Source organism: Nevskia sp., from assembly GCF_051860985.1.
Classification (GTDB): Bacteria; Pseudomonadota; Gammaproteobacteria; order Nevskiales; family Nevskiaceae; genus Nevskia.
The window spans coordinates 56,629-70,448 of record NZ_JBIMKV010000001.1; the positions used below are offsets into that span (position 1 = coordinate 56,629).

A 13,820-nucleotide genomic window follows, 5' to 3' on the forward strand; every position below is an offset into this window, starting at 1 on the left:
AGTTTCCGACTTCCGGAATCTGGCGATCAGCGGCAGCGAATCAAGAGCCGGACTCGCCCGTGCGGCCGCTGGCCACCGCCGCCATCGCGTCGACCCGCTGGTAGCCGCGCGGCAGCGGATTGCCGCGCGAGGCCCGCGCCGCGACATAGCTTGTGTCGAGATCGCTGGCCTTGATGGTCAGCCGGCGCTTGAGGCTGGTGACTTCCAGCGCACTGCCGGCCGGCAGCACGCAGGCGGCGACGATGCGGTCCTCGCCCTTCAGCCCGATCAGCTTGTTGCCCTTGCCCTTGGCCAGTTCCGGCAGTTCGGTGATCGGGAACACCAGCAGCCGGCCTTCGGCGGTGGCGACCGCCAGCCGATCGTCCGGCTTGCGGGTGAGCAGCGGCGGCAGCGGCTGGCCGTCCAGGCTCAGGCAGGCCTTGCCGGCCTTGTTGCGGCCCTGCAGGTCGTCGAGCTTGGCGATGAAGCCGTAACCGTCGGAGCCGGCGAGCACGTAGCGGTCGGCACCCTCGCCGGCCAGCAGGGAGACGATCGAGGCGCCGTCCTGCAGGTCGAGCCGGGTGGTCACCGGTTCGCCCTGGCCGCGGGCACTCGGCAGTTCGCGCGGATTCAGCGTGTAGGCGCGGCCCTTCGAATCCAGCCCGATCAGCAGGTGGTTGGTGCGCCCGGCGACCGAGGTCAGATACTCGTCGCCGGTCTTGTACGACAGGCCGTGCACGTCGACTTCATGGCCCTTGGCGGCGCGAATCCAGCCGGCCTTGGACAGCACGATGGTGATCGGCTCGCTCGGCAGGATCTCGGTCGCTTCCATCGCCACGGCCGGCGCGCGGGCCACCAGCGGGCAGCGGCGGTCGTCGCCGTATTTCTTGGCGTCCTCGTCGATTTCCTTGGCCACCAGCTTCTTCAGCTTGGCGTCCGAGGACAGCAGGTCTTCGAGCTTGGCGCGTTCCTTGGCCAGTTCGTCCTGCTCGCCCCGGATCTGCATCTCCTCGATCTTCTGCAGGTGGCGCAGGCGCAGGTCGAGGATCGCGGTGGCCTGGATGTCGCTGAGGCCGAAGCGCGCCATCAGTTCGGCGTGCGGATCTTCCTCGAAGCGGATGATCCGGATCACCTCGTCGATGTTCAGATAGGCGATCAGCAGGCCGTCGAGGATATGCAGACGCTCGTTGACCTTGTTGAGCCGGTGCTCGAGGCGGCGGCGCACGGTGGCAACGCGGTAGACCAGCCATTCCGACAGGATCTCGGGCAGGTTCTTGACCCGCGGCCGGCCGTCGAGACCGATCATGTTCAGGTTCACGCGCACCGACTTTTCCAGGTCGGTGGTCGCGAACAGATGGGTCATCAGCTGCTCGACATCGACGCGGCTGGAGCGCGGGATGATGACGATGCGAACCGGGTTCTCGTGATCCGATTCGTCGCGCAGGTCATCGACCAGCGGCAGCTTCTTGGCCCGCATCTGCTCGGCGATCTGCTCCTGGATCTTCGACGGCGACACCTGATGCGGCAGGTTGGTGATGACGATGTTGTCGTCCTCGCGCTCCCAGCGGGCCCGCATGCGGACCATGCCGTTGCCGCTGTCGTAGAGCTTCCGCAGTTCGGCTCGCTCGCTGATGATTTCGCAGCCGGTCGGGAAGTCCGGGCCCGGGAGCACTTCCATCACCTGGTCGAGCGTCGTCGACGGGTCCTTCAGCAGCAGCTGGCAGGCAGCAGCCAGTTCGCGCAGGTTGTGCGGCGGGATATCGGTGGCCATGCCGACGGCAATTCCCGTCGTTCCGTTGACCAGAATGTTCGGCAGCCGCGCAGGCAACAGCTTTGGCTCGGTCATCGTGCCGTCGAAGTTCGGCACCCAGTCGGCGGTGCCCATCTCCAGCTCGCCGAGCAGGGTCGCGGCGTAGGGGGTGAGCTTGGCTTCGGTGTAGCGCATCGCCGCGAAGCTCTTGGGATCGTCGGCCGAACCCCAGTTGCCCTGACCGTCGACCAGCGGATAGCGATAGCTGAACGGCTGCGCCATCGTCACCATCGCTTCGTAGCAGGCGGAATCGCCGTGCGGATGGAACTTGCCGATAACGTCGCCGACGGTGCGCGCCGACTTCTTCGGTTTCGAGGTCGCCGACAGGCCCAGCTCGCTCATCGCATAGATGATGCGCCGCTGCACGGGCTTTAGGCCGTCGGCGATGTGCGGCAGCGCGCGGTCGAGCACCACGTACATCGAGTAGTCGAGATAGGCCTTTTCAGCGAAAAGGCGCAGCGGCAGGCGTTCGGTTTCGGTCGTTTCGCTCATGTACGGCAATCGGCAAATGGGGGCAGGCGGCATTCGCGGCGGCGGAGTGTCGCACTGCACGGCGGCAATGTGGGATGCCGCCGTGCAGGCGGGCGTTCACGGCGCGACTTTCAGCGAGCGTCGAGGCGGTTACATGACGGTTGAATCACAAGATTTGTTACGAAAATTAATGTTTTGTCCATTGTTTCATTCCGAACACTGCCTTTACGCTTGTCGGGCCTAGGCGACCGTTCGCAGTCGCCGGCCCCCCTGACATCACGAATGAATAAGGAGTTTTGAATGAACAAGAAGACGATCCTGGCGCTTGCCCTCGCCGCCGCAGCCGTGTCGACGCCGGCGATGGCGGCCCCGGGCGGCGTGGTCGGCGGCGTGCTCGGCACGGTGCGCGCCGTGCTGGCGGCCCCGGGCTCGACGGTGGCCGGTCTGGTCGAGGCGCTGCCGACGATCACCAACGACGCCGTTGCCGGTGTCACCAATGCGCTGAACGCCGTACCGCCGACGCTGCTCGGCACCCCGGGCCTGCAGAACACCTCGCAGTCGATCACCGTGCCGCTGCCCGGCCCGGCGTTCCTGAACGCCACCGTCGCCCGCCTGCCGGGCAAGCTGAGCATCAGCGCCACCGGCGCCGGCCCGCTCGTCGTGACGATCACCACCGGCAACCGTTGATCTTCGCAGCCAGCTGAACCGAGAGGCCCGGCACTGCCGGGCCTTTCCATGAACGCAGGTCGCAGGCGCTCGGCCAGGCTCGCCCGGCCGGCTTGAAATTCATCGCCGCCGAAGACACACTGTCGGCGATCGTATGGTACCGCACGTTTCGGTAAATCATCTTTCGCTTCAAAGGCTTCCGGGCGAACACGACTTTTGGCGGAAGGACTCTCCGCCGATCGTCGATAGCGTTGTCAGGCAGTCATCCAACTCAAATCCGTCGTGGAGGGGAAAACATGAAGAAGCTCGTCTTGATCGCGGCACTCGCTGCCAGCTCGGTGCTGGCACCGGCACAGGCCGCGCCGGCCAACGGCCTCGGCCAGACGCTGGCAGCCGTGCTGCAGCGCCCGGTCGGCACGGTGACCGACATCGTTCGCGGCTATCCGGCCATCACCCAGGAACTGGCGCCGATCGGCGTCGACCTGTTGCTGGTCGTGCCGTCGCTGCTGCGTGGCGAACCGATCACCCAGAACATCCGCACCGTCACGGTCGCGCTGCCGGGTCCGGCGTTCCTGAACCAGAACATCGTCAACATTCCGGATACCCTGCGCGTCAACGTTGCAGCGTCCGGCCCGCTGGTCGTCACCATTGGCACCGGCGGCCGCTGAGCGTCAACGTTCCGCCCGTGGTTGTCGTCGAAAGCCCGGCTCGCGCCGGGCTTTTCGTTTTCCTGCAGCGGGATCTGCCCGCCTCCGTCCGGATCTGAATCGTGGCCATTGCCCTGCCTCCGCCGATCGAACCGCAGCTGGTGACCGTGGCGGAGATCCGCCCCGCCGCCAATATCCATGTCGGCATCGGCGCGCTGACCTTCCACGTCGCGGATCGCTGCGAAATCGGCACCGACGGCATCGAGCGGGTCGCCCGCGCGGCGCAGACGCCAGCCGATTTCATCCGCGGGCTGGGTGCCGCCTGCGTGCTCAACGGCTACCCGGCAGCGCGCACCGCCTATGCCGCCGAAGGCGAAACGCTGTATGTGGCGATCGACCGCGGCAGGATCAGCGCCATCGACGTGCCGCCGTCGCTGCAAGGCTGGTTCGAGCATCTGACCCGCAAGTCCGAACTGCGCAGCGCCGATCTCGAACAGGCCCGCGTGCTGGCCGATACGCTGAGCGAACGGGCCGGCGACAACTACACGATGCGCCTGCAGCCGGACGGCCGCGACGGCGCCCGGCTGGTGATCGACCCGCCAACGCCGGGCCGCCGGCAGATCGAAGGCCAGGGCGGCTTCACCACCAGCGGCAGCCGCTTCTCCGGCCGCTACCTCGCCGATGCCCAGATCCGCATGTCGATCGATGCCGGCACCGAACTGCTGGTCGGCGGCAACATCGGCATCCGGCCGTCCGGCCTACGCAACGAGCAGAGCAGCGGTCCGTACCGCGATGCCAATGCCCAGCTCAGCCAGGTGACCCGCGCCGGCGTCTTCGCGGTGGATGCCCGCTACATCGACTTCACGCCGTCGGCCGACGCCACGCTGACCGATGGCAGCACCACGCGGCTGAGCCTGGACGGCGAGATCGGCGAAGCCGGCGTATCCTGGCTCAGCGTGCTACATGCCGACTACACCGAGCGGGTGACGCTGACCCTGCGCATCGCCCGCAGTCAGCAGACGCTGGATTTCGAGGACTTCCGCCTGCTGACCCAGCGCTACACCAAGGGCGAGGTCAATGTCGGCACCGCCAGCCGGCTGCAGATCGGCAGCCTGGACGTCATCGACCTGCAGACCGGCCTGAACCTGACGCAGGGCTTCACCTCGTCGCCATTCGGCCCCGGTGATCCGGCCGGCGGCCAGTTCAGCGTGATCCGGCCGGCGCTGCGCGCGACCTACGGCCCGAGCGGCTGGCTGGTGCCGACGATCGAGCTGAACGGCCAGCTGGCGACCAAGACGCTGCCGCAGCTGGAGCAGTTCGTGCTCGGCGGCATCGGCGGCCAGCGCGCCTTCGAGCCCGGCACGGCGGCCGGTGACCACGGCTACGCCGGCCGGCTGTCGCTGAGCACCAAGGCGCTCGGCTGGGAGTGGGCATCGGTAAAGCCGACGCTGTTCGCCGAGTACGGCGCCAGCACGTTCCGCGACCCCCAGGCCGGCCGGCCGGATGGCACCGCACGGCGCGCCGACGCCGGCATCGAAGTGCTGCTGCGCCTGAGCCAGTACGCGGAAATCAACGCCTATGCCGCAACCTCGCTGCAACGCAGCGGCCCGTCGCAGCTGGCCGAGGACGATCAGCAGCTCGGCGCGCGGCTGCTGCTGCGCTACTGAGCCGTCGGCGCGGCGCCAGCCGGCGGCAGCGCCTTCCGCAGCCGCAGCAGCGGGGGCTGAGCGCTGTCCAGCGTGATGTCGCCATCGGCGACGAAGCCGAGCCGCGCCAGCAGCCGCAGCGATGCCGCGTTGCCGGCGGCGACCACCGCCAGCACTTCGCGCAGGCCCAGACGCCGGACCGCATCGTCGAGCACGGCGGCGCAGGCTTCGCTGGCGAAGCCCTGCCCCATCGCTTCCGGCAGCAGCGCGTAGCCGAGATCCGGCAGCGGCAGCGTCGCGCGCTGCAGCAGGCCGCACAGGCCCAGCGGCTGGCCACTGTCGCGGGCGACGATCGCCAGCAGGCCATGGCCATCGCGGCGGTAGCCGGCCAGTGGGCCGTCATCGAGATAGCGGCAGGCATCGGCGAGCGACCGCACGCCGCGATCGCCAATCTGGTTCAGGAAACCCGGCGTGTTCAGCAGCCGCAGGATAAAGGCGGCGTCGCCGTGGTTCAGCGGACGCAGCTGCAGGCGGGCGCTGTCCAGCACTGGCACACCCAGCCGTTCGATCGCCTTGGCCGCCTGCCAGAGCGCTTCCATGGCCAGCAGCCGCTGCCGATCGCCGCGCGGCGGCAGTTCGTCGAGATGCGCCGCCACGTGACCGTAGCGGCGCCGGAACTTGTCGTTGGCAGCGGCCAGCGCCCGCTGCGGATCGAGATCGAGGTGGCGGGCGATGTTGGCGATCATGAACAGCAGATCGCCCAGCTCTTCCTGTCGGTGCTCGCGATCGGCCGCCTCGCGCAGCTCGCCGATTTCCTCCGCCAGCTTGTCCCACAGGCCCTGCGGATCGTCCCAGTCGAAGCCTTCGGCGGCGGCGTCCGCCTGCAGGCTCGCGGCTTCGGCGAACGGATCGCGGTTCATCCGGCCCGCAACTGCTCGCGCAGGTTCCAGAGGATCGCCGCCGTCGCGCCCCAGATCTGGTGGCCGGCGTACTGGATTTCGAGGAACGGCACGTCGAAGCCACCCCGGCTCAGCACCTTGCGCTGGAAGCAGTCGTCATCGGCGACATGGCCCAGCGGCAGCTCGAACGCCTCGGCAACCTCGCCGGGATCGGTGACCGGCGAGAACGGGCTGTCGATATAGCCGACCACCGGCGTGATCCGGTAGCCGGTCAGAGTCGGGTGATCGTCGAGATAGCCCAGCACCTGCACGGCCTCCGGCGGCAGGCCGACTTCCTCCTGCGCCTCGCGCAGCGCGGCGAACGCGTAGCTGCTGTCGGTCTGGTCGCGGCGGCCGCCGGGAAAGCTGATCTGGCCCTTGTGCTGGCGCAGATGGTCGGCGCGCCGGGTCAGCAGCACCGTGTGGCCGTGCGGCCGGCGCAGGATCGGCACCAGCACCGCCGCCGGCTTCAGCAGCGACACCGCCGATTCGGTGACCAGATGGCCCAGCTTCAGCGGCAGGTCGACGCAGGCGACCGGCCGCCGCAGCTCGCTGCTGTCCGCCAGCCGCAGCCGCAGCCGCGCCAGCGCGTCGTCGTGATGCATCGCCGGCCGCCTCGCCGCTACAGGCCGCGCGCGAGGTCGGCCTTGAGGTCCTCGACGTCCTCCAGGCCCACCGCCACGCGCACCAGCCCTTCGCCGATGCCGGCCAGCCGGCGGGCTTCCGGCGTGATCCGGCCGTGGGTGGTGGTCGCTGGGTGAGTGATTGTCGTACGGGTGTCGCCGAGGTTGGCGGTGATCGACAGCAGCTGCACCGAATCGATCACCCGCCACGCCGCTTCGCGGCCGCCGTCGAGCTCGAACGACACGATGCCGCCGAAGCCGGTCACGCCGCCGAGCTTCAGATGCTGACGCTTGGCCAGCTCGTGCTGCGGATGGCTGTCCAGCCCCGGATGAAACACCCGCGCGATGCCCGGCTGGGTTTCCAGCCAGCGGGCCAGCGCCAGCGCCGACTCGCAGTGCGCGCGCATGCGGATGCCCAGCGTTTCCAGGCCCTTCAGGAACACCCAGGCATTGAACGGGCTCATGCTCGGCCCGGCCGTGCGCATGAAGCCGAACAGGTCCTTGCCGACCCGCTGGGCATCGCCGACCACCGCGCCGCCGACGCAGCGGCCCTGCCCGTCCAGGTACTTGGTCGCCGAATGCACGACCAGATCAGCGCCCAGCTTCAGCGGCTGCTGCAGGACCGGCGACAGGAAGCAGTTGTCGACCGCCAGCAGCGCGCCAGCGCCGTGGGCGATGTCGGCCAGCGCACGGATGTCGGCGATCTCGGTCAGCGGATTGTTCGGCGTCTCGATGAACAGCAGCCGCGTGTTCGGCCGCAGTGCCGCGCCCCAGGCGTTGAGATCGCCCGGATCGACATAGGTGGTATCGATGCCGAAGCGGCCGAGGATGTTGTTGAACAGGTTGATCGTCGAGCCGAACAGCGTGCGCGAAGCCAGGATGTGGTCGCCGGCCTTCAGCACCGACATGCACATCGCCAGGATCGCCGACATGCCGCTGGCCGTGGCCACGCAGCAGTCGCCGCCTTCCATCGCCGCCAGCCGGCGCTCGAATGCCTGCACGGTCGGATTGGTGAAGCGTGAATAGATGTTGCCGGGCTGCTCGCCGGCGAACACCGCCGCCGCTTCGGCGGCCGTGCGATAGACGAAGGACGAGGTCAGGTGGACAGCGGCGGAGTGTTCGCGCTCGTCGGTGCGCGGCTCGGCCGCACGCACGCCGAGCGTCGACACGCCCCAGTGGGAAAAATCGTTCATGCCGGTGGGCGAAGGATGCAGAAGGGACCGGCAGGCTGGCCGGCGCAGAAGTTTAGCGCCGAAATCCCGCCGGGCTGGCGGTCGCCCGCACAGCGGCGCAGCGTCGGTTTCCTGGATAATCGGCCGTTGCCCGTCCAGATCACCCCCGGCAGGATCGGGTTGTCCGCATCACCTTCGAGCATGCCCCAGCGCTTCATCAGGGCCATCTCGACATTGGCGTGACGCTGCTCCTCGGCGTGGAAGTAGCGGTAGATCTCGGCGAGCGTGTCGTCCGGTGCCTTCTTGGCCATCGCCGCGAAGGCGCGCGCGCCGACATGCTCGATCCACATCAGGTCGGCCATGAACACCTTGAGCTTGGCGTACAGCTCCGGATCACCGGTGACCAGCTCCGCACCTGGCGCATCCCAGTCGATGTCGGCCAGCGCCCATTGAGTGTTCTTGATCTTGGCCAGCATCTTCGCGGTATCGAGTTGCATCGGAGCCTCCTCCAGCTTTTGGATTGAATGTGGTCAGGCGGAATTCAGGGATCAGGCCTTGGCGGTCATCAAGCGATTGAGCACGCCGGCACCGCGGGCGTAGAGCGACGGCGCCAAGCGCTTCATGCGCCAGATGGCCCGTGCTTCCAGCTGCGGCAGCACGTAGAGCTGGTTGCGATCAAGCGCGTCGAGCGTCTGCTTGGCGACATCGTCGGCCTCGATGCCGGTCCACTTCATGACCGTTTCGGCGAAGCCGGAGGTACCGGCGTCGATGCGGCCGTCCTTGACGATGTTGGTTTTTACGAAAGTCGGGCACAGCGCCGTGATGTGCACGCCGCTGCCCTGCATCTCGGCGGCCATGGTTTCGCTGAGCGCCAGCACGGCGGCCTTCGACACGTTGTACGGGCCCATCATCGGTGCAGCGGCAAAACTGGCCGTGGAGCCGACATTGATGATGCCGCCGCGTCCGGCCGCACGAAGCGTCGGCGCAAACACGTGGCAGCCGTGGATCACACCCCACAGGTTCACGCCGAGCACCCAGTTCCAGTCGTCCATCGAGGTCGCACCGACCGGCTTGCCGCCGGCACCGACGCCAGCGTTGTTGATGACCACGGTCGGCGGCCCCTTGAGCCAGGTCTCGGCCTTGGCAGCCAGCGCTTCGACGTCCTCGATCTTCGAGACATCGCAGCGCAGCGCCGTGCCGGCTGATCCGAGTTCCTCGATCAGCTTCACGGTTTCCCTGGCAGCCGCGAGGTTGATGTCGGCGCAGACCACGCGGCCGCCGCGACGCGCCAGCTCCAGCGCGAAGGCGCGGCCGATGCCGCTGCCGGCACCGGTGACGACGGCGGCGGCATCGCGGGTGAGCTTGCTTCTGGCCATGAGGGATTCCGGTGGGTGCTTGAAGACGCAAGGGGCCGCCAGGCTGCGGAGCAGCAGCCCGTCACTGGCGTTGGGATGGAAAGGCGCGGCGCATCGACGATGCGTCCGCGCCGGGGCGTTTACGCCGCCTTCGGATAGGCCGCGCGCGGCGTGCGGAAGGCTTCGGTGAAGCGATCGACTTCAGCCAGGAAGTGGCTGTTGTCGTCGTCCCAGGGATGGAAGCCCGGACGGAAGTAGTCGAACCACGGGCGGACCATCTTGCGCAGGAAGCCGACTTCGCCGAAGGCCATGCGGTAGAAGGATTGCCAGCCCTTGCGTTCGGTGAGCTTGCCTTCCTGACGGACGAAGTTCAGGAAGTGCGGCGTCACCATCGCCCAGAAGACGGTCGTCGCCAGCACCAGACCGAAGGCGCGCACCACATAGGCCTGCACGCCCTTGCCCTGCGTGGCTTCCCAGACGTCATAGGCCACGCCCTTGTGCTCGGTTTCTTCCAGCGCATGCCAGCGCCACAGCGCGCTGTAACCCGCCTCGGCCTTGGCGCTGACTCTCGGGTCCTGCAGCAGGCCATCGGCCATGATCGCGGTCAGGTGTTCCAGCGCGATGGTGCCCGACAGGCGCATCGCCGGCGGCGTGTAGTTCTGGAACGCATCGAGCAACGCCTTGACCCGCTTCTCGAACACGGCGGCCGACGGCAGTCGCTCGATGACGCGTGCGTTGTATTCGTCGTGTTCGCGGCCGTGCATCGCTTCCTGGCCGATGAACGCAGTGGCCGCCTTCTTAAGCTCCGGATCGGTGATCTGGTCGCGGTAGTGACGGACGGCATCGATGAAGAAGCGCTCGCCGACCGGAATCACCAGCGACATGGTGTTCATCAGGTGGGTGAACTGCACGCCGCCATCGCCCATCCAGTCGTGCACGCGGTCGGCGGGCAGCGGAAACTGCGCGTCGCGGCGAACCGGCATCACGGACTTCGACTTGGCGTTGCGGGCAGGCTTCTGGGTCGACTGGCTGCTCATCTTCTTTCTCCTCGGGGTGACGAGTCCCTTCAGGTCTGGATTCCCGAAAAGGCAGGCCTTCATCGGGTATACAATCGTCTACATGAACAGTAGACGACTGTAGACAAAGACGTCAACAGCGTCTGTGACATTATTTGATGGCACGAACGCAACTTACGGATATGGCGAAGAATTCAGACGATCGCGGCGGCAAGGACAAGCCCATCGAGCGGTCGACGAGCGGTCGCCAGAAGCTGATGGAAGCGGCGCTGGAACTGGCTGCGACCACCCGCAGCCTGGCGTCCCTAGGTCTGCGGGAAGTGGCCCGCCACGCCGGCCTGAACCCGAACACTTTCTATCGCCATTTCAAGGATTTCGACGATCTGGGCGTGGCGATGCTCGACGAGCTGGGCAGCGAACTGCGCGCCGGTCTGCGCGAGGCACGGATGCGACCGGCCAAGAAGGGTTTCAAGCTGTCGGACTTCTCGAATCCGGCGGAAGGCCTGGCCCAGGCACAGGCGCTGGCCCGCGAATCGGTCGGCCTGGTACTCGACTTCGTCATGGACCATCGCGAGGCCTACACGGTCGGCATCCGCGAACTGCACGGGACCAGTGCGGTGATGCGCCGCGCGATGCAGGGGCTGCTCGACGGCATCGCCGTCGACATGACCGAAGACCTGCTCGGCGTGCTGATGCTGCCAGCGGTGTCACACGAAGAACTGCTGGCCGTCGCGCGGGTGATCGTGCGCCAGATGGTGTTCTTCTCGATGGACTATCTCGAACAGCCGTCGCGCCATGCGGAAATCAAACGCGAAGCCGAACGCTTCATCCTGCTGCTGTTCTGGGGGGCAATCGCGGCTCGGGCGCCGGATCTGCTGTCACAGGCGAAGCTCAAGTTTCCGACGATCTGAGTCTCTGCCTGGCCCGCGGCAGCTTCTGCTGCCAAGGAGGGCAGCCAGGTGCGAGGTCAGGACAGGGCCCGCCGCTCCACGGCGTCAGCGCGCTTGACGGCATCGACCAGATCATTCGGCCGCACCACGATCGGCTGGCCGCAATCGCAGGCCATTTCATCGTGTTCCTTGAGCCAACCCAGCAAGGCGGCCTTGAGGGTGCCGCAATGCTCGCAACGCAATCCGATCAGTTGCGTATCGACCTTCCTGTTCATATCCCGCACCTGCGCGACGAGCCCAGCGCAGCCTAAACAGTCGGCCGACGATGGTCAGCCACCGGTGGTCGGATGACAGTTTCGTGACAGCAACGACACCAGCGAGCGCCAAAAAAGAACCCCCGGTCCACGAGGAACCGGGGGTCAGGTCAGCCCGGAAAGCAGTGCTACCCGCCAGGCTGTTGCTGCGGAGCCTCAGCCCGGCACGTCGCTGGCCGGCTCGCTTGTGGAACTGGTTTCAGCCGGTGCGGCAGGTGCTGCCGGCGTCTCGCCTTCGGCCGGCGGTGCTTCCGCCGGCGCTGCCGGCGGCGGAACCGGAGCGGCCAGCGCCGTCACGTAGTCCTTCAACATGCTGGCGCCGTACAGCGGCTTGTAGGCCCCCTGATGGCAGGTCGCGCAGTTCAGCTTGGCGACGTCGCCGAGCGGCCCCTTGCGATGCGCCGGGAAGACCTCGGTCAACGGCACCATGAACTCGTTGTTCAGCGCACGCGCCATCCGGATGCCGTGCCAGGCCACTGCACGCTGCGGCGGACTCTGGGACCAGTCGTTGAACGCCCGGCTGTTGTGACAGTACGTGCAGTTAACCCCCAGGCCCTGCGACATGTGGGTCATCAGCGCGAACGTCCATTCGGCCTGCTTGATCGACTTCCGGTTGCCGGTCGGCAGGGCCGTGGCGCCGGTGAAGCGGATCGGCTCGGCACCGAGCAGGAACGGCGTGAACGGGTCCGATGGCAGCGAAGCACCGTTGATCGCCGGGGTCGAACGGTTCTGCCCTGCCCGATTGCCGAGGCCAGCGGCGGCGGTGTTGTCGACATCCTGGAACCAGACGTACTCCGGCACCGCCTTGCCGCGATGGCAGGTGTAGCAGGTGACGCCGGTACCCTGAACGTGCGGCTTCCATTCGGCGTTGATCTTCTGCGTCATCTGCAACATCTTGCGGGCGACGACCTTGGTGTACTTGCCGTCATCGGCAAAGTTGCCGCCGACGTGACAGTAGTTACAGCCCGCTTCTGCAGGCGCGGCATCCTTCGGCACCACCCAGGCAGTCATCGCGGTCATCGTGCGGGTGAACTCGGCGATCGACAGCCCGCCCAGCACCTTGACGTTCTGGTAGATCGTTCCGGCTGCCGGACCGCCTTCCGGCGCCGCCGCCAGTGGCTCCGGAACGGCGTTCAGGGCCGCCTGCTTGGCGACGACACGCGGGTTGTAGACCTGCACCATCGCCGTGCCGCGGTAGCCGCGCTGCACTTCATCGACCGGTGGCCGTTCGCAGCCTGCAACCGCAACACCCGCCAGGGTCAGCGCCGCCAGCAATTTCAATCGGCCTGCAATCGTGCTCATGGCGTGCCTCCGGGCAGCGTGGCGGGATCGACGGTCGGCGCAGCCCAGACCTGCGGATAGGCGGCGACGATGTGGTGCTTGATGCCCCACAGGTACCAGTTGTCGACCACCGTGCCGGTCAGCAGGATGCCGATGCCGCCGGTGATCGGGCACAGGATCGCGAACCACCAGGCCCAGCGATGCACCGATTCCATCGTGGCGTTGAAGCCCATCGTCCAGCGCCAGAACAGCGCGGCACGCTCGGACGCCGTACCGCGATCGACGATCTGCTCCAGTTCGCGTTCGCCGCCGTAGCGGGATACCGCGAGGATGGTGGCTGCGTGCATGGCGAACAGCAGCGTCGCGCCGTACAGGAAGGCGATCGACAGCATGTGGAACGGGTTGTAGAACAGGTTGCCGTAGCGAATTGAGAACGCGGCCGTCCAGTCCAGATGCGGGAAGATGCCGAACGGCACCGCTTCACCCCAGCTGCCCATCAGGATCGGCCGGAAGAAGCCGAGCACCAGATACAGCCAGATCGCCGCACCGAAGGCCCAGGCGATGTGCGGCCCCATGCCGTGTGCTTTCGCGCGCTGGTAGGTGCGCAGCCACCAGAGCAGCACCGAGGCCGTCAGGAAGAAGCCGGCGATCAGCCACCAGCCGCCCTGGTTCAGCGGCGGAAAGCTCAGGCCGTACGACGGCGGCGGCGGCTCCAGTGCCAGCCAAGGCAGCTGGCGGACGAACTCGATCCAGTTCCAGCCGACCGAGGCCAGCATGTTCAGGCCGATGATCTCGAAAGCGATGAAGCCGAACAGCAGCGAGGTCAGCCCGGTCCAGCCGAGATAGATCGGACCGATCTGCGCATCGCCGAACTTGCCGATCAGATGCTGCAGGAAGCCCTTGCCTTCGCGGCCGCCAATGGAGCCGTCGTCCGGCAACGGCACACCCGGATAAGGGGGTGCTGTCACCTGTACGCGGGTGAAGATGTTTTGGTATTCAGCCATGACTGCCC

The 13,820-nt window shown here is 67.1% G+C and carries 13 protein-coding genes and 1 pseudogene; 4 read left to right on the forward strand and 10 right to left on the reverse strand.

Annotated elements, in window-relative coordinates; genetic code table 11:
* Positions 1-40: 40 nt before the first annotated feature.
* On the reverse strand, positions 41-2,281 hold the full coding sequence (gene parC / locus ACTIGJ_RS00255) for a DNA topoisomerase IV subunit A (protein WP_439638269.1): 2,241 nt from the start codon (positions 2,279-2,281) through the stop codon (positions 41-43).
* Positions 2,282-2,560: 279 nt separating this feature from the next.
* Between parC and ACTIGJ_RS00260 the strand changes: the two genes are divergently transcribed.
* From ACTIGJ_RS00260 to ACTIGJ_RS00270, 3 genes are all read left to right on the forward strand, one after another.
* Positions 2,561-2,947 carry a hypothetical protein gene (locus ACTIGJ_RS00260; protein ID WP_439638270.1) on the forward strand — a complete coding sequence of 129 codons (387 nt, stop codon included), beginning with the start codon at positions 2,561-2,563 and terminating at the stop codon, positions 2,945-2,947.
* Between the two features lie 275 nt (positions 2,948-3,222).
* The gene (locus ACTIGJ_RS00265; protein WP_439638271.1) at positions 3,223-3,594 is read left to right on the forward strand and encodes a hypothetical protein; all 372 of its coding nucleotides are present in this window, start codon (positions 3,223-3,225) and stop codon (positions 3,592-3,594) included.
* Positions 3,595-3,695: 101 nt separating this feature from the next.
* A complete protein-coding gene (locus ACTIGJ_RS00270) occupies positions 3,696-5,240 on the forward strand; it encodes a ShlB/FhaC/HecB family hemolysin secretion/activation protein (RefSeq protein WP_439638272.1) in 1,545 nt (514 codons plus the stop codon).
* Here the strand turns inward: ACTIGJ_RS00270 and ACTIGJ_RS00275 are convergent.
* The 6 genes and pseudogenes from ACTIGJ_RS00275 to ACTIGJ_RS00300 form a co-directional block, all read right to left on the reverse strand.
* The gene (locus tag ACTIGJ_RS00275; RefSeq protein WP_439638273.1) at positions 5,234-6,139 is read right to left on the reverse strand and encodes a GNAT family N-acetyltransferase; all 906 of its coding nucleotides are present in this window, start codon (positions 6,137-6,139) and stop codon (positions 5,234-5,236) included. The genes ACTIGJ_RS00270 and ACTIGJ_RS00275 overlap by 7 nt on opposite strands.
* Positions 6,136-6,762, reverse strand: a complete 627-nt coding sequence (locus ACTIGJ_RS00280) for a CoA pyrophosphatase (RefSeq protein ID WP_439638274.1) — start codon at positions 6,760-6,762, stop codon at positions 6,136-6,138. Before ACTIGJ_RS00280 ends, ACTIGJ_RS00275 begins: the two co-directional genes overlap by 4 nt.
* A gap of 17 nt (positions 6,763-6,779) precedes the next feature.
* Complete coding sequence (locus tag ACTIGJ_RS00285; protein ID WP_439638275.1) at positions 6,780-7,973, reverse strand: O-succinylhomoserine sulfhydrylase; 1,194 nt, start codon at positions 7,971-7,973, stop codon at positions 6,780-6,782.
* A 167-nt stretch (positions 7,974-8,140) separates the two neighbouring features.
* Positions 8,141-8,449: pseudogene (locus tag ACTIGJ_RS00290) on the reverse strand (ferritin-like domain-containing protein); the annotation flags it as partial.
* Positions 8,450-8,500: 51 nt separating this feature from the next.
* A complete protein-coding gene (locus tag ACTIGJ_RS00295; protein ID WP_439638276.1) occupies positions 8,501-9,328 on the reverse strand; it encodes an SDR family NAD(P)-dependent oxidoreductase in 828 nt (275 codons plus the stop codon).
* Between the two features lie 119 nt (positions 9,329-9,447).
* The gene (locus ACTIGJ_RS00300) at positions 9,448-10,344 is read right to left on the reverse strand and encodes a metal-dependent hydrolase (protein ID WP_439638277.1); all 897 of its coding nucleotides are present in this window, start codon (positions 10,342-10,344) and stop codon (positions 9,448-9,450) included.
* Positions 10,345-10,505: 161 nt separating this feature from the next.
* Between ACTIGJ_RS00300 and ACTIGJ_RS00305 the strand changes: the two genes are divergently transcribed.
* Positions 10,506-11,234, forward strand: a complete 729-nt coding sequence (locus tag ACTIGJ_RS00305) for a TetR family transcriptional regulator (protein WP_439638278.1) — start codon at positions 10,506-10,508, stop codon at positions 11,232-11,234.
* 56 nt (positions 11,235-11,290) lie between these two features.
* Here ACTIGJ_RS00305 and ACTIGJ_RS00310 read toward each other — a convergent pair whose 3' ends face one another.
* The 3 genes from ACTIGJ_RS00310 to pufM form a co-directional block, all read right to left on the reverse strand.
* A complete protein-coding gene (locus ACTIGJ_RS00310) occupies positions 11,291-11,488 on the reverse strand; it encodes a hypothetical protein (protein ID WP_439638279.1) in 198 nt (65 codons plus the stop codon).
* 195 nt (positions 11,489-11,683) lie between these two features.
* Entirely contained in the window at positions 11,684-12,829 is a 1,146-nt protein-coding gene (pufC, locus tag ACTIGJ_RS00315) for a photosynthetic reaction center cytochrome PufC (protein ID WP_439638280.1), read from the reverse strand.
* Positions 12,826-13,812, reverse strand: coding sequence for a photosynthetic reaction center subunit M (gene pufM, locus ACTIGJ_RS00320; RefSeq protein WP_439638281.1), 987 nt, complete (start codon positions 13,810-13,812; stop codon positions 12,826-12,828). Before pufM ends, pufC begins: the two co-directional genes overlap by 4 nt.
* Positions 13,813-13,820 lie beyond the last annotated feature (8 nt).